Genomic DNA, 24,689 nt, shown 5'->3' on the forward strand with positions numbered 1-24,689 from the left:
GTTATCCTCCTATAGCCGACATGCTTTCGAATAGTGATTTTGTCCGGTGTTTTTCCGCCTCAAAACCATTTTTAAAGCGTTTTTGCAGTACATTGTTAATGGCGTTAATGATCGTTTTATCAGAAGAACCACACCGGAGCAATTCCCTGAGATCGAGTACATTCTGCCCATATAGACAGGTTCGCATCTGTCCCTGTGCCGAAATGCGCATCCGCGAGCAGCTGTCGCAAAAAGTACGCGAAAAGGCAAATATAATTCCTACTCTGCCTGCATACCCCTTCACTTTGTACAGAGTAGCAACCCGACTGTCATTTTTATTTAACGGCTTAATATCAAAAGCTTTCTCCAGGCGCTCCTTGATTTTATAGCCGGAAAATTCCTGGAATTCATGATCCGGGGAGCCCGAAAAAGGCATCGGCTCAATAAAACGCGCAGTTATCGGCAACGATTTGGTTAGTTTTACAAAATCCTCAATTTCATCATCGTTAAGCCCTGGCTGCAGTACCGTGTTGGTCTTCACATTAAATCCACGATTCACTGCCTTTAGCAGAGAATTCCATGTTTCTTTAAAATTGTTTCTGCGGGTTATTTTTTTGTAGATCTGCGGCGAAAGGCTGTCCAGGCTGATGTTCAGATGTTTGATGTCAGCTTCTTCAAGCTGATCGAGGTACCGGTCCAGCAACACCCCATTGGTGGTGATTCCGATTTGGGGACGTGGTTCCAGCTTTGCGAGCTCGGCCAAAAAAGGAACCAGGTCTTTACGAACAAACGGCTCCCCGCCGGTTATCCGTATTTTTCGTAATCCGTGGTCAACGAGTATACGACACAGCCGGAGCATCTCTTCCCATCTTAAAATATTGTCATGCGGCACATGCTTCACGCCCTGTTCGGGCATACAGTACTGGCAGCGGAGGTTGCAGCGGTCGGTTACCGCCAGACGCAGGTAATCCATTCTGCGCCCGTGGTTGTCAATCAAGATGCTTGAGTTGTTCTCTGCTATTGACATTGGTAAAAGGTTTGTCAGATTCAAAATCAACAATTTCGGCACTTCGGCAAAGTAAAAAGTCTTTCAGCGAACGGACCTGCTCAGCCGTTTTCATAAACACATCGGCCAGTGATTTGTGGTAAAATGCTGCCAGCGGTTGCAGTCCCTCCGGGCTTCGAGGGATGATAACTTCGCAGTTCGCTGACGTCCGCGGTATAGTCCGGGCAAGCTTGTCAACAGCCTTCAAGGTGATCAGTGGCATGTCACAGGCCAGAAAAAAGTTCCAGTCGATATCAGTATGACATAGCCCTGTATATATACCCGCCAGTGGCGTCTTGTATGATAGCAGGTCCTCCAGGACAATATATTTCAGATCGGTATACGGGGCTGAATCCTTGGCAATAATCACCAGGTTATTAAAATGCGCCGCGAATCGATCGGCCGGATACGTAATTAGAGATTTCCCACGGTAACGATACAGAGCCTTGTCACCTCCAAACCTCTGGTTCATGCCACCGGCAAGTATGTATGCATTCATTCTGTCGAGTATTCCCATCTTTAACGCTGCATCCTAAATTCAATTCAGCTCACTACTTAAAATGAATCTAAATTAGATATTATCAGCTATTTATATAAAATACTCTTTTATCTTAATTTATCATGTTTTATAATAAGAAATGCAATCAGTGATGGAAAGCGGATAATTGATAGTCCCAATTTCAGGGATCATATAAGAAGGTTTTGATAACCGGGGATTTTGTTCAGAATTGAACTGTTGATATCTCAATTCTGCATTAATGGGTGGAATTTTTTTAGCTGGGTTAAACCGCAAACAGGTTTGGTCACCATTACGAAGTGATTTCAAAGGGTGTTAAAGGGACACCGGTTTTGCGAGATTCCCGGAATGTTTTCGAATATTCTGTAACTGCTCAACAAACAGAGGGATTATGATAGATAAACACATTTATATCAACCTACCTTTTTTACTGTTGCTGTTATTCTGTTTTACGACGGTAACAATGGGACTTCAGGCATCGGAGTCAGACTCCCTGCAACAGCAAGCTGAACTGGGACGAAAACTCTTTACCGGCGAAATGCGGCTGGACAATGGCGGACCGGGCTGTATTTCGTGTCATTCTATTGACGATCCCAAACTGCCTGTCAGCGGAGGAACACTTGCCATAAACATCACCGGCTTTGCCGGATTGCCGGACGATGCCTTGAAGCAACGACTGCTGGAAATTCCATTTGATCATATGAAATTCATGAAAGCGGCCTATGAAGACCATCCGATTACGGAAGGGGAGGCCGACAAAATAATTGCTTATATGCGCTCCATGAATGCCGGTGACACGGCCAAAGCATCACCTGCACTGGCCGGGATCGGTTTCCTGTGGGCCGGACTCACGGTGTTCCTATTCATTATCGGATCAATATGGATTTTCTGGTGGAACCGAAAAAAAGAGACCGTGAACAAGAGTATCTATAAAAGACAAACGCAATCCGTTTAAACCGAATCAATTATGAGCTGGATAAAAGATATTGTCGATCCCGAAACGAGAAGCTGGGAAGAATTTTACCGGGGAAGATTTCAGCATGACCAGCGTATTCGCAGTACGCACGGCGTTAACTGTACCGGTGGCTGCAGCTGGCAAATATTTGTGAAAGAAGGTATTATGGTTTGGGAAAACCAGGCGCTTGATTACCCGGAACTTGAAAAGGGGCTCCCGCCCTATGAGCCGCGGGGATGCCAGCGGGGAATCTCTTTTTCATGGTATCTGTACAGTCCCATCCGGATTAAATATCCGCTGATTCGCGGGGCGCTCATTGATATGTACCGCGAGGAGAAGGAAAAAACGGGCGACCCCATCCAAGCCTGGCAAAATATTCAGAATGATAAGGACCGCCGTGACCGCTATCACAAAGCACGCGGCAAGGGTGGGTTTCGGCGCGTTAAATGGGACGAGGTGCTCGAGATAATGGCGGCTGCGAACCTGCACACGGTCAAAAATCATGGCCCGGACCGGCTTACCGCTTTCTCTCCTATTCCCGCCATGTCGATGCTCAGCTATGCCAGCGGGGCCCGGTTTACGCAGCTGATGGGCGGACACACGCTCAGCTTCTATGACTGGTATAGCGACCTCCCGCCGGCTTCACCGGAAACCTGGGGCGAACAGACGGACGTCTGTGAAAGCGCCGACTGGTACAACTCCAAGTTTATCGCCGTGATGGGCTCAAACCTGAACATGACCCGTACGCCGGACTGCCACTTTGCCGCCGAGGCGCGCCACAACGGTTCCAAGATGGTGGTCTTTTCGCCTGACTTCAGCCAGGTGTCAAAATACGGCGACCAGTGGGTTCCCGTACACGCCGGTTCGGACGGAGCCTTCTGGATGGCGGTGAACCACGTCATCCTCAAGGAGTTTCACCACGAGAAAAAAACGCCCTATTTCATAGAGTATAATAAGAAGTACACCGACTGTCCTTATTTAATAGAGTTAAAGAAGGATGGAGACAAGTTTGTACCGGGTAAGTTTGTCCGGGCAAACAGAATTTCGAAGTACAAGGATGTGGAAAAAGGCGACTGGAAGTTTCTGAATTATGATGCTGAAACCGGTGAGCCGGTGATGCCCAAAGGCAGTGCCGGGCACCGCTGGGACGATACCCCCGGTAACTGGAATATGAAATTTGAAGACGGGGAAGACGATACGCCCTATGACCCGATGCTCAGCCTGCTTGGCAATCATGACAGTACGCTGATGGTTGAACAGCAGGATTTCGGGCTCAATGCAACGCACAACCGCGAAGTCCCTGTTCGCTATCTTGAAACCGATGATGGAGAGGAAATCCCGGTTACAACGGTTTACGATCTGCTCATGGCCCAGTATGGCGTTGACCGAGGCCTGGGTGGAGATTATCCGAAAGATTATGATGATCAAGACCGGGCCTATACGCCCGCCTGGCAGGAGGTGTTTACCGGTATCGACCGGAAGACCGTTATTCAGTTTGCAAGAGAATGGGCCGGGACTGCCGAATCCACCAACGGCAAATGCTGTATTATTATCGGCGCCGGTATCAACCACTGGTATCATAACAACCTGATGTACCGGGCCGGGATCAATGCGCTTATGTTTTGCGGCTGTGTGGGGGTCAACGGCGGGGGACTCGAACACTATGTGGGCCAGGAAAAGCTGGCTCCGGTAGATTCCTGGAGCAACATTGCCTTTGCGCAGGACTGGCACAAAGGCAAGCGCCAGCAGCAGGCTCCGCTTTGGCATTATATAAATTCCTGCCAGTATCGGTATGACGGCTATTCCTCGGATTATCACACGGCTCCAGAAAACGAACTGACGCAGTCGCACACGGCCGATTTGATCTTCAGAGCGGTCCGTATGGGGTGGATGCCCTATTATCCGCAGTTTAACGAGAATCCACTTGAGCTGACCAAAGAAGCCCAAGAGAATGGGGCGGAAACGGATGAGGAAATAGCAGACTACGTGGCTAACAAGCTCAAAAACGGAGAAATTGAATATGCTATTGAGGATCCGGAGGCGAAAGAAAACTGGCCACGCGTTTGGTATATCTGGAGAGGTAACGCCCTGCTTTCCAGTATGAAAGGTCACGAATACGCGCTGAAGCATTACCTCGGCACGCATTCCAATACCATAGCCAAAGATGCGGATGATCAAACCCCACAGGAAGTAAAATGGCGGGAGCAGGCTCCCGAAGGAAAGATGGACCTGGTTGTGGACCTTAACTTCCGGATGGATACCTCGGCCCTGTATTCCGATATCGTGCTGCCCGCGGCTTCGTGGTACGAAAAGGCCGATCTCAACAGTACCGACCTGCACTCCTTTATCCACCCGCTTTCCCAGGCGGTTGCCCCGGTATGGGAGGCGCGTACCGACTGGGAGATCTTTAAGGATATAGCCGAAAAAACGAGCGAACTGGCTGAAGGCTACATGCCGGATCCGGTAAAAGATGTGATCCATTCCCCCCTCGATCACGATACGCCAGACGAGGTGTCGCAGCCCGAGGCCAGGGATTGGTACAGGGGAGAGTGTGAATTTGAGCCCGGCAAAACAACCGGCAAGTTTAAAATTGTAGAACGCGACTATACGCAGATCTATAACAAGTATATCTCTCTCGGGCCCAATATTAAAACAAACGGCCTGGGCGCTCACGGCAGCCACTACGATGCGGCTGATGTGTATGATGAAATGCTCATCGAAGACATGCCCGTGGAACAATTCAATGGGCAGAAATATCCTTCCATTAAAGAGGATGAAGATGCGGCCAATGCGGTTCTGAATTTATCTACGCTGACCAACGGAGAGCTGGCTGTCCGGGCATACGAAAATGAAGAAAAACAAACGGGCATGGCACTCAAAGATCTGGGAGAGGTCAACAGGGATACCCGTAAAACCTATAAGGATTTGCAGGCCCAGCCGTTTCGATATAATACCTCCCCGGTCTGGTCGGGCATCGTCAACAACGGCAGGGCGTATGCTCCCTTCACCTATAATGTAGAACGGCTGGTTCCCTGGAGAACGCTCACCGGACGCCAGCAGTTCTATCACGATCACGACTGGTACCATGCCTTCGGCGAACATCTGCCTACATACAAACCCTCTCCCCGTCCCGAAGCCTACGGTGATCTGAAAGAAACGGTTAAACAAGGCAAAGGCCGGATGTTCAACTGCCTGACGCCGCACGGCAAATGGCACATTCACTCCACCTATATGGATAACCTGCGCATGCTGACGCTGTCGCGCGGTGTAGAGCCTTGCTGGATCAATGAGCAGGATGCCGAAGAACTCGGTATTCAGGACAACGACTGGGTGGAGGTCTATAACGATCACGGCGTTTTCTGTACGCGTGCAGCCGTCAGTACACGGATACCGCGCGGCGTCTGTATCGTTTACCACGTTCCCGAACGGACGATTTCGATCCCTAAATCAGAGGGACGCGGCAACCGGCGGGCCGGCGGGCACAACAGCTTTACCCGCACCCGGCTGAAGCCCAACCTGCTGGCCGGCGGGTATGGACAGTTTACCTATCATTTCAACTATTGGGGTCCGACCGGCGTCAACCGCGACACCCACGTGTTCGTGAAGAAAATGGACAAGGTAGAATTTTAAAAACGACTTTTAAAAACCCAGACATTATGGATATCAGATCACAAATAGCCATGGTTTTTCACCTTGATAAATGTATCGGTTGCCATACGTGCAGCATCGCGTGTAAAAACCTGTGGACCGACCGAAAGGGAGCCGAATATATGTGGTGGAACAATGTGGAAACCAAGCCGGGCACCGGTTATCCCACCAAGTGGGAGGATCAGGATATTTACAAAGGCGGCTGGGAAAAGCAGAATGGCAGCGTACGGCTCAAAGGAGCCGGAAAAGCGAAGGGTCTAATGAATATCTTTCACAACCCGAACCTTCCGGTTATCGACGACTACTATGAGCCCTGGACCTATAAATACAACGACCTGATAGAATCGCCCGAAGGCGATGACCAGCCCACGGCGCGGCCCGTTTCACTCATTACCGGCGAGCCGATCGATATCAAGGCGGGACCCAACTGGGACGACGATCTCGGCGGTACCCCGGACTATGCCCGCAAAGATCCCAATCTCGAAAATCTGACCGAAGCCGAACAGGAGGCGATGTTCCAGCTCGATCAGATGGCGATGTTCTACCTTCCGCGTATTTGTAACCACTGCCTGAATCCGGCCTGCGTCGCATCCTGTCCCTCGGGTGCCATCTATAAACGGGGAGAAGATGGTATCGTACTGATTGACCAGGATCGCTGCAGGGCCTGGCGTATGTGCGTGACGGCCTGTCCCTATAAGAAAACCTACTTCAACTGGCACACGGGCAAATCGGAAAAATGCGTGCTCTGTTATCCGCGACTGGAAGCAGGTGAAGCGCCCGCCTGCATGCACTCCTGCGTGGGGCGCATCCGGTATCTGGGCGTGATGCTGTATGACGCGGACCGCATTGAATGGGCGGCATCGGCCGACGAAGATAAGCTGGTTGAACGCCATATGGATATTCTTTTGGATCCCCATGACCCGAAAATCATAGAACTAGCCAAAGAGAACGGAGTTCACCACTCCACCATTAAAGCGGCCCAAAAATCACCGGTGTACAAATTTGTGAAGGAATGGGGGATTGCGCTGCCCCTGCACCCGGAATACCGTACGCTTCCCTCGCTTTTTTACGTTCCACCGTTGCTTCCCGTAATGGGCGTGCTGGGGGAGAGCGATGCCGGTCAGCGCGACAAGATGAACCCCAAGGCCAAACAGTGGGAACGCGAGCTTTATAATACCACCACTACCGAGCTGTTCCAGCAAATTGATGAGGCCCGGTTTCCGATGCAGTATATGGCCAACCTCTTTAGTGCCGGAGACACTGAACTTGTTAAAAAGACCATCCTAAAAGAAATGGTTGTACGCCTGCACCGCAGAGATGTGACAGTCGGGGATATGGATAAAGAAAAAGTTGATAACATGCTTGCAGAGCTGGATATGACCCGCGACGAGGCCGAAGCGATCTACCAGCTTACTTCGCTGCCCAGTTTCGATCAGCGGTTTGTCATTCCCCCGGCTCACCGTGAAGAGGCCGATGAGCTGCTAGAGAATACGGCCGATAAAAAAGGAAATGCCGGATTTGGATTCAAGGCACAACCGGCAAGAGGATTGTAACCCAAATTAATAGAAGAGTTATAATCTTACGAGCAAATCAGTGTTTTTATGAAATACTCGCACTACCTAACATTAGCAGAACTCTTTTACTTTCCCGGTGAAGACTACAGGAAGAAGGTGAAAAAATGCCGTGATTTTCTGGAGGCCGACTATCCCGAATTAGTAGATGATTTTGCAGCGTTCGAGGATTTTGTTACAAAAACGCCGTCTAGAAGGATCGAGGAAATATATATGCGCACCTTCGACATCCAGGCCCTTTGCTGCATGGATGTGGGGTATGTGCTGTTCGGTGAGGATTACACCAGGGGTAAAATACTGGCTAATCTGAACCAAGAGCTGCACGAAGCGGGCATCGACAGCAGGGGCGAACTGGCCGACCGGCTGCCCAACATGCTGCAGTTGATCCCCCATCTCGACGATCGGGAAAAGCTTGACCATATGGTCGGGTACCTGTTAAAACCGGCCCTGGATAACATGGTCGACGAATTCTCCATGAGGCGGATCAATGAAAAAGATGAAACCTATCAAAAGTTTCATCAAACCGTACTCTCTAAAGAGATCGAGGAGGTTACACGCTTCAAAATTCCGATCCAGGTTGTACGAAAAATCCTCGATATCGATTTTCCGGATGTCGAAAAGGTGACGCCTGGAGAAGGTAGGGATTTTATGGAATCGGTTAAGAATGAATTCAAGAATCAAAAAAAGAATAATAAATTCTAAATCCGGCTTACAATGGAAGCACTAGACATCCTGTTATTTATTGTACTCCCCTACCTGGCACTGTTCATCCTGATTGGAGGCAGTATGTATCGCTATCGAACCAACGGTTTTACGGTGTCTTCACTTTCGTCGGAATTTTTGGAAGGGCGCAAGCTTTTCTGGGGCTCGCAGCCGTTCCACTGGGGACTGCTGTTTCTGTTCTTCGGCCATTTAACCGCATTTCTGATCCCCCGGAGCGTATTGGCCTGGAACAGCGAGCCCGTACGGCTTATCATCCTGGAAGTAACCGCCTTTGGTTTTGGATTGGCCGTACTCTTCGGGCTTTGCGCGCTCATATACAGGCGGGCGACGAATGCGCGTATCCGAACCGTAACCAGTAAGATGGATATATTTTTGCTGGCGTTGCTATTGCTCCAAACAATAACCGGACTTCTGATTGCCTATTCGGAACGGTGGGGCTCCTCCTGGTTTGCCAGCGTACTCACACCCTACCTGTGGTCCATTTTTAGCCTTTCTCCCGATATAAGCGGCCTGGAAAACACCTCATGGATGATTAAAATCCATATTGCCGGGGCGTTTGTGCTTTTCCTGATCATCCCGTTTACACGACTAATACACCTGCTGGTTTATCCGCTGCCCTATATTTGGCGGCCTTACCAGGTAGTGCGCTGGTACTGGGACCGCAAGAAAATTCGGGATCCACAGCGGGCTACGGAAAACAACGTGCCTCCTCAAAATAATTAGAATTAAACCGGTAGATAAGAAGAATATATCAGGAATATACCTGAACAAAGTGCAATATTTACTAAATCATTAATTTTGGCTATATCATATGTGTTACAGGCATATATCACATATTCTCACAAATTTATAGTTCAATATGATAGCCAGGCTAAATATTATTAAAAGGTATATTTATAATTATGGCATCAAAGATCTGTTTCCTGGCTATTTTGCTCTTGTCATGGCTACCGGCATCGTATCTATAGCGGCACATTTGCTGGGTTTTTTTACCATAGCTAATTCACTTTTTGTATTGAACAATTTTTTCTACTTCTTCCTGCTAATATGCCTTCTTTTGCGACTGTACTACTGTTTACCTGAATTTAAAGAGGATCTTTTTGATCACCTTAAAGGACCCGGATTTTTTACAGTAATAGCGGGCACCAACATTTTGGGAAGTCAATACTACCTGTTTACAGATCATATCGTTATCTCAACGTCTTTGTGGGGACTCGGAACTTTACTATGGCTTGTTATCAGTTATACTTTTTTTACAGCTATTACAGTAAAAGAAGTCCCTCCCAATTTGGAAAAAGGGATTAGTGGAGCGTGGCTCATTGCTATTGTTGCTACACAATCGGTTGCCATTCTGGGAACCTACCTTGCCAGTACTACAGGTCCCCTGGAGGAACTGTTGCTTTTCTTGATGACCTGTATATTCCTTGCCGGATGTATGCTCTATATTTTGGTTATCACGTTGATCTTTTATCGGTTCTCATTTTTCAAGCTTTCTCCAGAAGATTTAAGTCCTCCTTACTGGATAAATATGGGAGCGGTTGCCATAACCACTCTTGCAGGATCCACCCTGTTACTCTATTCGGAAGGTTCCCCGTTTCTGATAAGTGTGGAGCCCTTTTTAAAAGGCTTTACGCTCTTTTTCTGGAGTATCGGCACCTGGTGGATACCCTTACTTTTGATTCTTGGTTACTGGCGACATGTGGTGCATGACGTACCGTTTCCCTGGCAGTCCGGAGGCTATGACCCGTCGTACTGGGGCATGGTTTTCCCTCTTGGCATGTACACCGCCTGCACGTGGCGGCTGGCCGAGGCATTGGATCTCCATTTTCTGTTTACGGTCCCCCGGGTGTTTATCTATATAGCGATCGCAAGCTGGATTGCCATTTTTATGGGCCTGGTACGGATGATCTTCAGGGATCTGAGCTCAACCGACGTTCATACTGTTTTTAGTGAATCCTAATTCTGCATATAACCAACTGTCATGTCTATAAAAAAGCAGCAAATAAGAAACGCCTTAGCCCATGTAATCCACCCAAACCTTGGAAAAGACCTGGTTACGCTTGATTACATCCGGGATATCATTGTTCAGGAAAAGTATGTGACTTTTACTGTTGAACTTGCAGAAGAGGCGCCGAAAATTGAGTCGAAGCTCAAGGAGCTGTGCCGTGATACCATTCATCGTTATGTGGATGATGAACTGGTACTGGATATACAAACGCGCGTGAACACCTTTCGCCAGAAAGAAGTTGAGAACCGTGAAGTTCAGAACCGTGACGTTCATGCGTTCGAAAACGGCCCGAATCCAATGAATATGGATGGTCCAAATTCCGACAACTACACGCCACCCTCTACCGTCGATCCTGTTCCCTCTGAGGAGATGCCCGGCATCCTGCAAAGATATGTGGATGAACATGAAGAGTGTCTGGAGGAAATCGACAGCTTTGAAAAAGCCCTGATCCAGTTTAAGAAGAATAAATGGGTGATGGATGAGAAGATTAACAAGGCCTTCAGCCGCTTTTTTACGTTTATGGATAACACCGTATTGGCCCATAACCGCGATGAAGAGGAGAAGCTTTTTCCGTTGCTGAAACAGCGGTTACTGGAATCGGGAGAGCACAGCCAGCAGGAAAACAAATATATCTCGGATGAGGAGCCGCGAAATGCGGTCGAGGTTATGGAGGATGAGCACGTCAAATTCATCCAGTTCAGCACGCTCATTTTCAACTTCCTCGGCCTTGCACACCGCCTGCCCGACATCCGCTCGCAATCTATCGTCTCCGACTTGGTATTTGAACAGGGTGTGCAGCTGATCGAGGCTTTACGGCTGCATATCCAGCGAGAAAACAGGACGCTTTTTCCGCTGGCTTGTTCGCTGATCAGTGATCAGGAGTTTGAAGATATGGAAGGGGACAAGGCTGTTCACCAAAATTAGGAGTCCCATTAAATTTCATAGACCAATACTATTTTATTGGCTTTAAAATAAAGATAGCCTTAAAGGATTATGTAAAAAAGTTAAATCATCGTACCAGGTAACCAAATATGGGAGGGAAAGTATGCATTTACCGAATACCGCTGAATACGCTTTAAGAGTAATGGGATGTATGGCTCTTAAAAATGATGATCAATATATTAAGTCTAAGGTATTAGCGAGAATATCTAATGTGCCACGTTTTTATGTGCCTAAAATCTTGAAAAAATTAGTAGATACCGGCCTGGTTGATTCCCTGAAGGGGCCTCAAGGAGGATTTAAATTAAAAAAGTATCCTTCGGAAATCACCTTTAAAATGATTCTTGAGGCCGTGGGATATTCCTTTTGCATCGATGACTGCGTTTTTGGCTGGGAAGACTGCGGTGACAATGAGACATGTCCGTTACACGATCAATGGATAGAACTCAACCGCACCTTCCAGCAGTGGGCGGAGCATAAAACCCTGGAAGGGGTTTCAAAGTGACTTCCATAATTTAATCAGTCGAAACATTTACTCCCTATTAAATTTGCCGTCTTTGTAATTCGCCTTCTGCCCTCTTTCCCTTTTTGAACAAGCTCTGCAAGTGTAATTTTTCCGGCATCTTCCGAATCTCCTTGGGCATGTCAGTCCACTGTTCGTGCAGAAGACAGAGTTTGACCGTACCTCACCCCGGTAGCCCAAGCGCACATTCGATCAGCCAGTCCTTCCCGGGTCAGCTCCTGAAATAATTTTTGTCATCGAAAGGATTGGAAAGAACCAGTTCATCACTTGGTCGGATCAGAGAGATATACGGGTCATTTGACACGGATGCCGCATACAGGAGGTACGAAAGGTATAGTTGCAGATTTTTTAATTCCCCAAATCCTACTGGCACCACAAAATGGGTATAAGTTAAAAGAGTATTTATTCTTTAATAGAATTTGCGTATCTTTTCCTTCTTGTTACAAGTTTAATTTATCAGTTATTTAAGCATGTCTGAACATCTATTCCATATACCTGTTATGGGTACAGGCCATTCTATCGATTCTCCCATCCGGGTCGGACCATACGGCATCGATTCCGTAATCTCTATTGTTGATGATCTGCTGGTCGAAAAAATCCGGAAGTATTACTGCGACAAATTTGACTATGATTACACCAATATTTCCCGCAATGCCGAGGATGGGCGCGCCCGGCGTATAACCGCTTATCTTGATACCGTACAGGAAATTGTCCAGGAAAAATTCTCGGATATCAGGAATCAGCCCTTTTTTGAAAAGAATGACAAGTCGAAATATTTCGAGATGCTCCCTGACAGCAGCACGCTTAAAGAGAAATACAACAAGCTGACGAATACGGAGAAGGGAAGCCTGCGCGACCGCCTGGCGGTTGAACTTTCCCGGCTGATGAAACCCGGTTCCATCGATGTAAATATCATGGCCAAGGTGGATAAGCTGAATTACACCAAGGATGATATACCGATGAGCGACGAATTTAGTGATGCCAGCGCTGCCCTCCGCGGATACGCCAGGAGCAAGGTGTCCTCCAGTTTGATACTATCCGCCGGATTCAACCCAAGACTCTACAACTACATTACGGAGTTCAAGGATTTTTACCGGGATAAAGCCGGAGCAATCAAAAAGAGGATTATCCTGAAAGTCAGCGATTTTCGGTCGGCGCTGATTCAGGGTAAATACCTGGCCAAGAAGGGGCTGGAGGTGTTTGAATATCGCATCGAATCCGGATTAAACTGCGGCGGGCACGCGTTTCCCTCCGACGGACACCTGCTGCCGAGCCTGCTGCGCGAGTTCCGGGAGAAAAAAGACCAGCTCGTGAAGGCTGTGCAGCCGCTGGTAGAAGATTATTATGAAAAGCATGCCGGTGGTTTTTCTGAAGACTGGGAAATTACCGAGCCCCGGCTTACCGTACAGGGGGGCATTGGCGTTAGCGGTGAGGCTGAGCGCCTACTCAAAGATTTTGGCATGGATGCCACCGGCTGGGGCAGCCCGTTCCTGCTGGTCCCCGAGGCCACAACCGTGGATAAACCAACACGCCGGTTGTTAAAAAATGCGGGCGAAAAGCAGTTGTATCTAAGCGGAGTATCGCCGCTGGGCGTGCCGTTTAACAACGTGCGAAACACCGGGTCGGAGCAGTGGCACCAGGAGCGCATTGAGAAGGGGAAACCGGGCTCCCCGTGTCCGAAAGGCTTCCTGAAATCGAATACCGAGTTCACCGAACAGCCTATCTGTACGGCTTCCACCCAGTACCAGCTGCTCAAACTCGACCAGATTGCCCGGAGCGAAATGGCCGAAGAGGAAAAAGAACAAAAACGCGAAAAAGTGCTGAACAAGGCGTGTCTGTGCGATCACCTGGGCAACGGGGCACTTATAAATTTAGGAATATTGGCAGAACACCGGGCACCGCAGTCTATCTGTCCGGGCCCCAATCTTGCGTATTATGACGGGGAATACACCCTTCGCCAAATGGTTGATCATATTTACGGGTGTATCGATTCGATCGCCACTGAAGGGCGGCCCCATATGTTCGCCAAGGAGATTACCCTGTATGTGGATTACGTGGAAGAGCTTGCCGAACAGCCGGATGATCCCGTAAATATCAAAAAGCTAAAAAAGATCCAAACAAATCTTGAAGAAGGCATGGAATACTGCCTTGAAATAGCGCAGGACACTCCTTACCAGGACGAAAACCTGGCTTCGATTCCCGAAACGGTCAGCAGGCAGCGAGAACGATTGACTACAATCTTGGATCGTTTGGAAGGGCGCGTGGCAGTTGAGGCCTGAGCATAATTGAAATATCAGTGGTACGAGCAGGACGCTCGCACCAGTTTTTCAAGTAAAATATACATACCTATAGCTTGCGCAAGCGTCTCGCTTGTACTCGGTAATGTTACAAATAAGAATATAGAGATGAGATAGAATCCCCTGGAAGACAACGCGATGATTGACGTAGACATCGATCTTATAAAAAAGTACAACGTGCAGGGTCCCCGATATACCTCGTATCCCACGGCCGTACAGTTTCAGGATGCCGGGCGAGAGGATGTGGAGGAGTTGCACCGCTACCTGGTAAATCGGAATTCCGGGCCGCATCGCGTGTCCCTGTATTTTCATATCCCGTTCTGTTTTTCGCTCTGCTGGTATTGTGGCTGTAACAAGGTGATCACCAAAGACCAAGACCGCGGTGACGGGTATCTCGATTACCTTGAGATGGAGATGGATCAGGTAGCGGGCCTGCTGCATCCGGATTCCGAGGTAGTGCAGGTCCATTTTGGTGGGGGTACGCCCACGTTTCTGGACCCGGAACAGTTGCAGCGTTTGGGCGAAGCGATCCACAGCCGGTTTAATCTTACCGGACAAACGGAGTTTGGGGTGGAGATCGACCCCCGCCGCTGCACGCGCGAGCACATTCAAATGCTAGCAGCCATCGGATGCAACCGTGCCTCCCTGGGCGTACAGGATACCAACGAGGAGGTACAGCAGGCGATTCACCGGATCCAGCCATTCGAACAAACCTGCCGGGTCACCGAGTGGCTGCGCGAGGTAGGGATCAGTTCCATCAACTTTGACCTGATTTACGGGCTGCCGCTGCAAACGCTCGAGACATTTCAGAAAACGATGGATGATGTGCTCCAGCTCAAGCCCGACCGTCTGGCGGTCTATAGCTATGCCCACATCCCCAGCATGATGCCCGCCCAGAAGCTGTTGAACGAGGAGGATATGCCCTCAACAGACCAGAAGCTGGGCATGCTGCAGCTCAGTATCTCGCATCTTACCGAAAACGGCTACCGCTTTATCGGGATGGATCACTTTTCGCGTGAAGGGGAGGAACTTACCCGGGCGATGGACAATGGCACCCTGCAGCGCAACTTCCAGGGATACAGCACACTGGCCGGGGCCGACCTGTATGCATTCGGCATGTCCGGCATTTCCAATGTGGGCAACTATTACTGGCAAAATACCAAGGATCTTGCTGAATATTATGAACAGCTGGATGAGAATAAAGCACCGGTATTCAAGGTGTTGCAGCTGAACCAGGATGACCGGCTGCGCAAGGAGGTCATCATGAAGATTATGTGCAATATGGGCGTCAATTTCGATGCCATTTCATCCCGCTGGAATATCCGGTTTAAAGAGTATTTCAGGGACGAGTTGGAGCGCCTCCGCGAATTTGAACAGGACGGTTTGATTAACGTATTACCGGATCGCCTGGTTATCACCGAAAAGGGACGCCTCTTCCTGCGCAATATTGCGATGTGCTTTGACTACTACCTGAATCTAAAGAGCAGTGCCCGCCGGTACTCCAAAACAGTGTAATATGACCTCCCATCAACGTAAATGGATTCGACGGTGGTTGTGGACGGGAGCCCTGCTTATTTTTGTGATGGTACTTGTGGGCGGTATCACCCGCCTTACGGACTCCGGCCTTTCCATGTCTGACTGGAGCCTGATTATGGGAGCCATCCCGCCCATCAACAAAGCCGAATGGATGACGGCCTTTGAGTGCTACAAAGAGTTCCCGCAATATCAGCAAATAAATGCGGGCATGTCACTGGCGGAATTTAAGGCCATTTTCTTCTGGGAATACCTGCACCGCCTGCTGGGAAGAGTTATCGGGCTGGTATTCCTGATTCCATTCGGTTACTTCTGGATCCGCAGGTACTTCAATTCAAAGATGTTGAAACGGGCATGGATTCTTTTTGGGCTGGGAGCACTGCAGGGTGGCATGGGCTGGTTCATGGTAAAAAGCGGGCTGGTGGATCTGCCCTATGTCAGTCATTACCGGCTGGCCATGCACCTGGTGCTGGCGATGATACTTATGGGCTTTTGCGCCTGGTATGCGCTGGATTTGAATGCTGGGTCTCCGCGAAAAGAGTTCCCTCAAGCGGCGGCTCTGAAGCGATGGTCGTATAGTTTTGTAATCATTTTTGCCATCCAGGTAATTTGGGGCGCCTTTACCGCAGGTCTTGATGCCGGTTACATCTATAATACCTTTCCCGCCATGAACGGTGCCTGGCTGCCCCGTAACGCTTGGACCCTGGACCCGGCTTTGGTAAACCTGGTGGAGAATCCCGGTACGGTACAGTGGGTGCACCGCATCCTGGCTACGGCCCTGGGATTGATCGCCATGGGTTTTTGGTGGAAGAATTATAAAACAGATGTAATCGGTCAGCTAACACGGAAAGCGGGATGGCTGCTGGCAGTGGTACTCCTTCAGTACCTGCTTGGCATTGTGACGATCCTGTCGCACGTGCATATCGTGATGGGAGTCGCACACCAGGCCGGCGCGCTGACCGTGCTTTTCTTGTGGGTCCTGTACCACCATGAACTGATGCAGGTGGGTTCAACTTATAAAAAGGCAGAGCCGGTAAGCAAGAGGCCAGGTTTTAAAACCCGGCAACCGGTGTGAAGGTCATGAGCATATTGGAAATTATGGAATGAATGATGCGCGTGTGGAAACTAAAACTGGGATAACATTATGAGATTACTGTTTCGTAAAATGGTGAATCCTATAAAATCCGTACCCAAACAAACCTGGTTTGGCATATTCATTACAATCGGCCTGTGGTGGATATTTATGAACTACACCCGTTGGCCGGCAGTGCAGCAGAAGTCAGAAATACTAACCGTATTGGCTTCCGGGGCTCCCAATACGTTTACAGAAATCATGTCGAGGGAGGGCTGGCCGTACTGGCTCTCCTGGATTCCCACCGGTGTGAATATGACCGACAACAATGCCATCGGGATGGCCTTTGCATTTCTGATCGGCGGGGCCGTAAGCAGCCTGATTCTGCCCCAGGGCCTTATACGCAGATTGCTGAATTCCAGGGGAACCAAAGGCTCTGCCTACGGCGGATTGCTGGGCGCACCCCTGATGATGTGCAGCGCCTGTTCGGTGCCAGTAGCCCTTGGCTGGAAAGAACGCGGTGCCAATACCGAGACCACCCTTGGCGTAGTGATGGGTGCGGCCCTTCTGAATATTATGGGGCTGACTACCATTTTTGTTCTCTTTCCGGGTCCCGCGGCCTGGGGACGTATTGCAGCTTCCGTTCTCCTTGTGGTACTGTTCACTCCACTTATTGTGAAACTGACAGAAGCGATCAAAAAAAGGCGGCTTACCGTTTCCCCAGACCTATTGGGAGATTCTACAGGTACGGCCGCCGATCAAACCTGCACTATCCCAGAAATGGAACAACCTGGAGAGACCTGGGCCGAAGCGGGAGTTTCCGCCGTTAAAAACTGGTGGAACAACAGCGTGGAAATTGCCTATCGCCTGTTTATACCGATGACCGGCGCCATGTTTTTGGCCGCCATCATACGCCTGATGCTCCCCAACGGATTCGTGGAAACCTACATGGGGGGCGGTTTACTGGCTATCGTCATCATATCTGTTTTGGTACACTCATTGCCATCCCCACCCTGTTTGAAATTCCCCTGGTGCTCGGCTTCCTGTTTATCGGAATGGGTCTCGGGCCGGCATCTGCTCTGCTGGTGACCGCACCATCCGTAAGTATAGTCAGCTACTTTATGCTGAAGAAAGATGTAGGGCATATGGCTCCCCTGCTGCTGATGGCAGCAACATTTGTGGTGGGAGTCTGTACCGGTTTAACCGTTGAATATCTGGTGGCAATCTATGGCTGATCCTGTAAATAACAATGGAAAATTTTCCACAAGGGTAAAAGTTTTAGGTACGATCTTTCTGATTGCGCAGCTCCTGCTGGCGGTCAGCAACTATGGTCCGCACGAAATACCGGGGCTGAGTCTCCTGTTTGATGAACCCTGGATACCGGCCGAAGAGGTATCCCTTCAGCAGGCGATGTATGGAGAAACTCCCGCATTCTCATTTGAAGATATAACGGAGTTTTCCGGGCTGGATTCCTTCTATCGCGCCAAAGTAAACAGTGAAAATCCCTCGTACCTTGAGGTGATGAGCGGAGGGGTGGCCGTGGGTGATGTGAACGAAGATGAATTCGAGGATATCTTCTTCATCAGCATGCCATCGCTGGAAGAAAAACCGCAGAAAGAAGCCTCCCGGTCCACCCTGTACAGAAATAACGGAGATGGTACCTTTGATGATATTACGGAGGATGCGGGCCTGTCCGATTTAAAAGGGTACCCGCAGGGCGCGCTCTTCTTTGATTTCAACAACAACGGGCGGCAGGATCTCTACGTTGCATCGTATGGAGGCGGGCAGCTTTTCCGGAATGACGGTGGTGAATTTACGGAGATCACGGACGAAGCCGGTTTAAACATGGAGGGCCTATGCGGAGAGCATCCCTGTTATGGCTCCACCGCGGCGGCATCCGATTATAACCGGGACGGACTTACCGACCTCTATATTGTCAACAATGTGGACTGGGAGATCGAAAACCCGTCTCATTACGGCGAACGGCGGCTCTTTCCGGCCTTTTTTGACGCCCAGGAGTCATTTCTGTTCAAAAATAACGGGGATGGCACCTTCTCCAATGTAACGGAAGAGGCAGGCGTGAATAATGAGGAGGGGAAAGGATTGTCCGCGATCTGGTTTGATTATAACAACGACAACTGGCCCGATCTCTACATTGCCAACGACCTGAGCCGGAATAAACTCTACCTGAACCGGGGGGATGGCACATTCACCGATATTGCAGCTTCTGCAGAATTGGACGAGGTAAAGAGCAGCATGGGCCTGGCCGCCGCAGATTACAATGAGTCTGGCAGGATAGATCTTGCCGTAACCAACCTGGAGGGATCGTACATCTCCCTGTTCCAAAATATTGACGATCTCCGGTTTGATTATGCCACGCATTATGCTGGCTTGAATCCCAGTCGGCGCTCTTCGGGCTGGGGTGTGGAGTTTGTGGACCTGAACCTGGACGGGAACCTCGACCTCGTGATGGCCGCCGGTCCGGTGTGGGACCCGGAACCGACAGACGCAGAAAACCTTTTCTTTGAGAACATGGGGGAGGGCCAATTTGAAGACCGAACGCTCTCAGCCGGCTCTTTCGATAACAGGGATGTCTCCCGCGGACTGGCTGTGATTGATATTACGAACAACGGCAGGCCGGATCTCGTCATTTCCAATATCGACGGGGGACATCCGCAGCTTCTGCTCAATACGACATCCAATCAAAATCACTGGCTCAAACTCACGCTTGAGGGAACTGAATCGAACCGGGACGCCATCGGAGCAAAGGTGCAACTGAATCGAACCGATGGCAAAACGATTTATCAGGAGGTGAAAGCGGGTGGTTCATATCAAAGCAGCAGTAGCAAATCTCTTTTCTTCGGGCTTTCCAACTCCGAGGTCCAACAACTGACTATTCGCTGGCCATCCGGACTCAGACAAGTACTGGAAGAAGTTCCTGTAGATACGGTCCTCCATATTACAGAAGAGCGGTCTGAATTAAGTGATAAACTTTAAAGTACAAACCGGGCCAATACTTCTATCATATTCATATCCCTTTCAGCAAGTTAGTGTCGTTATTAGTTAGCTGGTATATTTGTTATTGGCTTTCTACCAGGTTGAAAGTCATCGATTACCCATGTTCAGCCTTCACAAACCTTCAACCTGCGACAGATGACCCGGCGCTATGACCGAAGATCGAGTAAAGACCTGCAAGACTATACTTTCTAAGGGGTAACCACCTATTGCAAAATTGCAATAGGCATACAACTCCATTCTTGCAACATTGCAAGTTAGGCTATTAAAAATTCCCTTCTCTCATTGGGAATAGAACAGTTTAGACTTCAAAAATAAGAAAATAAGGTATTTTATTATTATCCCCCGGATTGGTTAGTCTTTGGCATGGTGATTGCAATCATAACTGGTAAAAAATAAAAGACATAATACTCTTAAAACTTAATTATCTCTTCATATTCACTGCATATACTAGTGTACGAATTAAAAAGCGTGGACGCTGGTATTAAAAACAGGCGATTTTTATGAAACGGACGTATTCAATCATATTGCTTCTTACGTTCTTGGTCGGCACACTACAGCCGATCCTTCCGATGATTGAATACCAGCTATTCGAAGGAAGTATTATTGAGTTGTTAAGCAGTAAAGCAGATAATTCGGAAGAATCCTGTACAATGGTGCGATGCCTGGTTGATACCGATTGTCTGTGCTGCGGGGAGGATGAAGATCTTCAACTGTTGGATACTGATTATTATCCCCTTGCACTGAAGATCACAACCATCCCCGAACCTCATGCTTTTCTGAGCAGTTCAAGATTATTCCTGCCTGTTGTCAATAATGCAACGGGTCCCACATTTCTGCCCAATCCCCCACCTCCCCGGTTTAGCTAAAGCTATGTGGATTGTAAAGCCATCTGTCCTGACTGATAGAACATCCACGGCTATAGACTCCAACCTTTACAACTGATGTTAGCTCAACCAATTTAAAACCAATCCCCATACGGAGGATACACTATGAAAACTGTACACTATCTACTCATCGTTGCCGGCATGTTAATGGCAATGAATGTTTCGACCGTAACAGCACAACAGCAACAAAAAACAGAATTTGAAATTGACGGCATGACGTTTGGCATGCCGGAAGCCGAGGTGTTCACCGAGGATTACGACGGTCCGCCGGTCGTGGGTGAATACCTCACCATGCTGCCAAATTTGAAGCCGCTCGACTACGAGGGCAACAAGCATCACGAGGTACGCATCGATATCATTGTCCAGGAGATCGAGGTCGCCGATGGCGTCAGGTATCGCGCCTGGACCTTTGGTGGAAGTGTTCCCGGTCCGGTTCTTCACGTAAAGGAAGGAGATCGTATCACCTTCACTATGAAAAACCGATCCGGTGAAATGGTTCAGATCAATGAGCCGATGAGTCAGCTTAGAATAAATAGTCAAGACGGAATGGGGCCTTCTTCTATAGAGCCTGAAGGCATGGAAGGTACCAATACCGACTGGTCAAAGGCCTCTCCGTATTTGAAGCAGCTTCGCCAGAACAATTACCAGAAAAACAAAGCAGAGATCATGCCGATGCCTCACTCTATGGATTTCCACTCGGGAACCGTAGCCAAAGATGACAAATGGCGAACGATTGGACCGGGCGAAACGATCAAATTCGACTGGGTGGCCAACTATCCCGGCACCTACATTTACCACTGTGGTACACCCAGCGTGCTGATGCACACGTCCATGGGACAGCACGGTGTTGTGGTTGTATCTCCCAAAGAAGGATATCCAACGGATGAGCTGGTAGATCGGGAGTACGTAATCGTACAATCTGAATATTACCTGAAAAAAGGAGCTGACGGGCTGTTCCAATATGACTTCGAGGCCGCGCAGAACCGCAATCCCTCACACGTCGTATTCAATGGTCATCAAACGATTCTTCACGATCAGCCGCTGAAGGCCAATGCCGGGGAACGCGTGCGCTTCCACTTCTCCAACAACGGGCCGAGCGGCACCTCCAGCTTCCACGTGATCGGCGGCATCTTTGACCGGGTGTGGATGGAAGGGCATCCCTACAACGAGATGCGCGGCATGCAGACGGTACTGCTGGGCGCCTCCAGCTCGGCCACCATCGACATGATCGTGCCGGAAGAGGGCAAATACATCCTGATCGACCATGAATTCGCCGATGCCGAAAAAGGGGCTACCGGAACGCTGAAAGCCGGTCCCCACAAGTAATTGCCCCAATTTTCAAATGAGTAAAACCAAAATTAATAAGAAATGACACTCCAGACGAACATAGCACCTGTTAACCTGCTGGCTCTCGTGGTGGCCGCAATGGCACTGAGCCTGGCTGCCACAGCAAGGGCCCAGCCCCGGCAGGTGCTTGTTCCGTCGGGATCTTTCCATTCCGTCATGCCCGAAGTGGAAGGCGAGCCGATCCGGGTGGCCTCTTTTTACCTGGATGTCACAGCCGTCACCAACGAGCAGTACGAGGTGTTTACAGCAAAACATGAACAATGGCAGCGCGGCGAAGTGCCAGCCGTTTTTGCGAGCAGCGATTATCTGAAACACTGGGCGGCCTCCGGTCCCGACTATGAAGTGATTGGAAAGAATCGTCCCGTAACCCACGTCTCGTGGTTTGCTGCAAATGCCTATTGCCAATCGGTCGGCGGGCGACTTCCAACCCTCAACGAATGGGAATACTCCGCTCAGCTAATGGATTTCGATTCACAATCATCCGTGAGCCAATTTGCTGCCCGACTGATGAGCTGGTATTCGAGCGTAGATACAAAGAACTCTGCAGCGGTTGGCTCCACCGGCATTGAGAATCGCCTCGGCGTCAAGGACCAGTTTGGCTTGATCATGGAGTGGGTGCAGGATTTTAAACCGCCCGTAGCCGATGATCTCTCCCTGGACTGCGGCACAGTGGGACGCATGCAGCAGTGGGGCAACGCCTACAGTTATGCGGCCTCCATCCGGTACATCACGCGGATGAGCTATAGTCCCACCACCGCCACAGCCACCATGGGCTTTCGGTGTGCTTATAACATGGAACAGGAACCAGAAACGGCAACAATAGCACAATGAAAACAGTCTCATTCATACTGTTGATGTTCTGCCTCGCAACCAGCTTGGCCGCCCAGCACCACCACGAGATAACAGATGCCCTGAATGCGGGAGAAATAAGCGCGGAGCACTCGCTGTATCACCTAGATGCGGAGTGGACCGATCATCGTGGTGAAACGTATGCGCTCAGCGACTTTTCCGGAGAGCCGGTAATCGTAGTCATGTTTTACGGGAACTGCACGCAGGTGTGCCCTATGCTGATTCAAGATACACGTCGGCTGTACAGCATGGTTGATGAGGCCAACCGGCCCTCTGTAACCGTACTGGCAATCACCTTTGACACGGAAAACGATACCCCGGACGTACTGCGGAAATATGCCGAACAGGAGCAGCTGAACATTCCCGGCTGGCACTTCATGACCTCCGAAGCGGCAAGCGTGAGAAGCCTGGCAATGATGCTCGGGGTGCAATACTCAAAGAAAAGCGACGGCCATTTTGCCCATTCCAACCTGGTTACCGTATTCGACAGCCAGGGACGGGTTGCCAAGCGCGTTGAAGGACTTAATCAACCCATGGCAGAAGCCGCCCGGGAAATTCGCAGCATAATTAAAACGGGCATTCGGCAATGAAATTACCTGTCATCCACAACACTCATGTTGAGCTTGATTTTAAACACTGGCTGCATGTTGGATGGTGCGGGTCCGGAACTGGAAAAAACGACTAACGAGAAGAATTCACTTTTAACAAAACAATACCAATAAATCCCAACGAGGAAAGAACCCATGAAATCACTTATAAAAATAACACTGATCCTAACTCTGACCCTGTTCACCGCCATTTCAACGGCACTGGCCCAGCGAACTATTGAAATCACCGGAACGGACAACATGAAGTTTGATGTGACATCGATCGAAGCCCAGACCGGTGAAGAGATAACCATCAAATTCACTACCAAGAGCCAGATCCCCAAAACGGCGATGGCCCACAACGTGGTCGTTCTTGACAAGGACGCCAATGTTGATGAGGTGGTAATGGCCTCTATGCAGGCGCGGGATAACGAGTATATCGCCCCGGAGTACAAAGACCAGATCGTTGCGGCAACAGCCCTGGCCGGTGGCGGCGAAACGGTGGAAGTGACCTTTACGGTTCCCCAGGAACCCGGCCAGTATGAGTACGTCTGTACCTTCCCGGGTCACTACCAGGCTGGAATGAAGGGCGTTCTTACGGTGACTTCTCAGGCAAGTAAATAGACTTCTCCCTGAATAACATAATCTTATCTGAAAGGCAGCTCGGTATGGGCTGCCTTTTTTTATCCTCTCGCCAGGCGGATGGCGTAGTAGAGAATCGCTAGGCCCAGCAAAAAATTAATTCGGCCAATCCATGAGGAAACTTTCCTGAAAGTTTGGGTTTTTGATGATTCCGGATTTTTATCGATCAGCTCAGCAGCCTTGGGCCCGGCATAAAAATCATGAATACCGCTCAGAATCAGGACACCGGCAAACAGATGAAGCTTCATGAACAACCTGGATCCAAATTCACTTTGCCAAAATGAGGTATTCAGTAGGCTTTCCAGTGGAATCCCCCTCCCCGTAAGATTAGTAATACCTGTGATAATAAGTACCAGGAAAAGAATCCATGAGATTTTACTGAACTTTTCTCCGACGAGCTTAAAAAAAGCGCCGCGCTTTTGTACCAGTAATTTATTTCTTGAAGCCGGCACCAAAACCGCCATAGTAAACATCATACCACCTATCCAAAAAATGGCTGAAAGGATATGGATATAAATTGATATGTAATACATATATAAAATTCTTTGTATG

General features: G+C 49.3%; 22 protein-coding genes. 19 read left to right on the plus strand and 3 right to left on the minus strand.

The window, feature by feature from the left end:
- Position 1: 1 nt before the first annotated feature.
- Positions 2–1,006, minus strand: coding sequence for a GTP 3',8-cyclase MoaA (gene moaA / locus NC796_RS06385; protein ID WP_310683135.1), 1,005 nt, complete (start codon positions 1,004–1,006; stop codon positions 2–4).
- Positions 969–1,523, minus strand: coding sequence for a molybdenum cofactor guanylyltransferase (locus tag NC796_RS06390; protein WP_310683137.1), 555 nt, complete (start codon positions 1,521–1,523; stop codon positions 969–971). The genes moaA and NC796_RS06390 overlap by 38 nt, the downstream gene beginning before the upstream one ends.
- A gap of 409 nt (positions 1,524–1,932) precedes the next feature.
- On the opposite strand from NC796_RS06390, the gene NC796_RS06395 reads away from it, so the two are divergent.
- The 19 genes from NC796_RS06395 (at position 1,933) to NC796_RS06485 (ending at position 24,119) form a co-directional block, all read left to right on the plus strand.
- The gene (locus NC796_RS06395) at positions 1,933–2,496 is read left to right on the plus strand and encodes a hypothetical protein (RefSeq protein ID WP_310683139.1); all 564 of its coding nucleotides are present in this window, start codon (positions 1,933–1,935) and stop codon (positions 2,494–2,496) included.
- 12 nt (positions 2,497–2,508) lie between these two features.
- Positions 2,509–6,126, plus strand: a complete 3,618-nt coding sequence (locus tag NC796_RS06400) for a nitrate reductase subunit alpha (protein WP_310683141.1) — start codon at positions 2,509–2,511, stop codon at positions 6,124–6,126.
- Between the two features lie 26 nt (positions 6,127–6,152).
- Positions 6,153–7,697 carry a nitrate reductase subunit beta gene (narH, locus tag NC796_RS06405; protein WP_310683143.1) on the plus strand — a complete coding sequence of 515 codons (1,545 nt, stop codon included), beginning with the start codon at positions 6,153–6,155 and terminating at the stop codon, positions 7,695–7,697.
- Positions 7,698–7,745: 48 nt separating this feature from the next.
- Entirely contained in the window at positions 7,746–8,417 is a 672-nt protein-coding gene (locus NC796_RS06410; protein ID WP_310683145.1) for a hypothetical protein, read from the plus strand.
- 12 nt (positions 8,418–8,429) lie between these two features.
- A complete protein-coding gene (narI, locus tag NC796_RS06415) occupies positions 8,430–9,161 on the plus strand; it encodes a respiratory nitrate reductase subunit gamma (protein ID WP_310683146.1) in 732 nt (243 codons plus the stop codon).
- A 136-nt stretch (positions 9,162–9,297) separates the two neighbouring features.
- A complete protein-coding gene (locus NC796_RS06420) occupies positions 9,298–10,398 on the plus strand; it encodes a tellurite resistance/C4-dicarboxylate transporter family protein (RefSeq protein ID WP_310683148.1) in 1,101 nt (366 codons plus the stop codon).
- Between the two features lie 21 nt (positions 10,399–10,419).
- Entirely contained in the window at positions 10,420–11,370 is a 951-nt protein-coding gene (locus NC796_RS06425) for an iron-sulfur cluster assembly protein (RefSeq protein ID WP_310683150.1), read from the plus strand.
- A 121-nt stretch (positions 11,371–11,491) separates the two neighbouring features.
- On the plus strand, positions 11,492–11,890 hold the full coding sequence (locus NC796_RS06430; RefSeq protein WP_310683152.1) for an Rrf2 family transcriptional regulator: 399 nt from the start codon (positions 11,492–11,494) through the stop codon (positions 11,888–11,890).
- Between the two features lie 488 nt (positions 11,891–12,378).
- Entirely contained in the window at positions 12,379–14,187 is a 1,809-nt protein-coding gene (locus tag NC796_RS06435; protein WP_310683154.1) for a hypothetical protein, read from the plus strand.
- 156 nt (positions 14,188–14,343) lie between these two features.
- A complete protein-coding gene (hemN, locus tag NC796_RS06440; RefSeq protein WP_310683156.1) occupies positions 14,344–15,720 on the plus strand; it encodes an oxygen-independent coproporphyrinogen III oxidase in 1,377 nt (458 codons plus the stop codon).
- Position 15,721: 1 nt separating this feature from the next.
- The gene (locus NC796_RS06445; RefSeq protein ID WP_310683158.1) at positions 15,722–16,813 is read left to right on the plus strand and encodes a COX15/CtaA family protein; all 1,092 of its coding nucleotides are present in this window, start codon (positions 15,722–15,724) and stop codon (positions 16,811–16,813) included.
- Between the two features lie 69 nt (positions 16,814–16,882).
- A complete protein-coding gene (locus tag NC796_RS06450) occupies positions 16,883–17,899 on the plus strand; it encodes a permease (RefSeq protein ID WP_310683160.1) in 1,017 nt (338 codons plus the stop codon).
- Complete coding sequence (locus tag NC796_RS06455; protein WP_310683162.1) at positions 17,896–18,045, plus strand: hypothetical protein; 150 nt, start codon at positions 17,896–17,898, stop codon at positions 18,043–18,045. The genes NC796_RS06450 and NC796_RS06455 overlap by 4 nt, the downstream gene beginning before the upstream one ends.
- Positions 18,038–19,807, plus strand: a complete 1,770-nt coding sequence (locus tag NC796_RS06460) for a CRTAC1 family protein (RefSeq protein ID WP_310683164.1) — start codon at positions 18,038–18,040, stop codon at positions 19,805–19,807. The genes NC796_RS06455 and NC796_RS06460 overlap by 8 nt, the downstream gene beginning before the upstream one ends.
- A gap of 521 nt (positions 19,808–20,328) precedes the next feature.
- The gene (locus tag NC796_RS06465; protein WP_310683166.1) at positions 20,329–20,694 is read left to right on the plus strand and encodes a hypothetical protein; all 366 of its coding nucleotides are present in this window, start codon (positions 20,329–20,331) and stop codon (positions 20,692–20,694) included.
- 123 nt (positions 20,695–20,817) lie between these two features.
- Entirely contained in the window at positions 20,818–22,038 is a 1,221-nt protein-coding gene (locus NC796_RS06470) for a multicopper oxidase domain-containing protein (RefSeq protein ID WP_310683168.1), read from the plus strand.
- A 42-nt stretch (positions 22,039–22,080) separates the two neighbouring features.
- Complete coding sequence (locus tag NC796_RS06475; protein ID WP_310683170.1) at positions 22,081–22,890, plus strand: formylglycine-generating enzyme family protein; 810 nt, start codon at positions 22,081–22,083, stop codon at positions 22,888–22,890.
- A complete protein-coding gene (locus NC796_RS06480) occupies positions 22,887–23,498 on the plus strand; it encodes an SCO family protein (RefSeq protein WP_310683172.1) in 612 nt (203 codons plus the stop codon). The genes NC796_RS06475 and NC796_RS06480 overlap by 4 nt, the downstream gene beginning before the upstream one ends.
- A gap of 153 nt (positions 23,499–23,651) precedes the next feature.
- Entirely contained in the window at positions 23,652–24,119 is a 468-nt protein-coding gene (locus tag NC796_RS06485; RefSeq protein WP_310683173.1) for a plastocyanin/azurin family copper-binding protein, read from the plus strand.
- Positions 24,120–24,178: 59 nt separating this feature from the next.
- Here the strand turns inward: NC796_RS06485 and NC796_RS06490 are convergent, their stop codons facing one another.
- Positions 24,179–24,670, minus strand: coding sequence for a DUF4149 domain-containing protein (locus NC796_RS06490; RefSeq protein ID WP_310683175.1), 492 nt, complete (start codon positions 24,668–24,670; stop codon positions 24,179–24,181).
- Between the last annotated feature and the right edge of the window lie 19 nt (positions 24,671–24,689).

This window comes from Aliifodinibius sp. S!AR15-10 (assembly GCF_031569985.1).
Lineage (GTDB): Bacteria > Bacteroidota > Rhodothermia > Balneolales > Balneolaceae > JAMQKA01.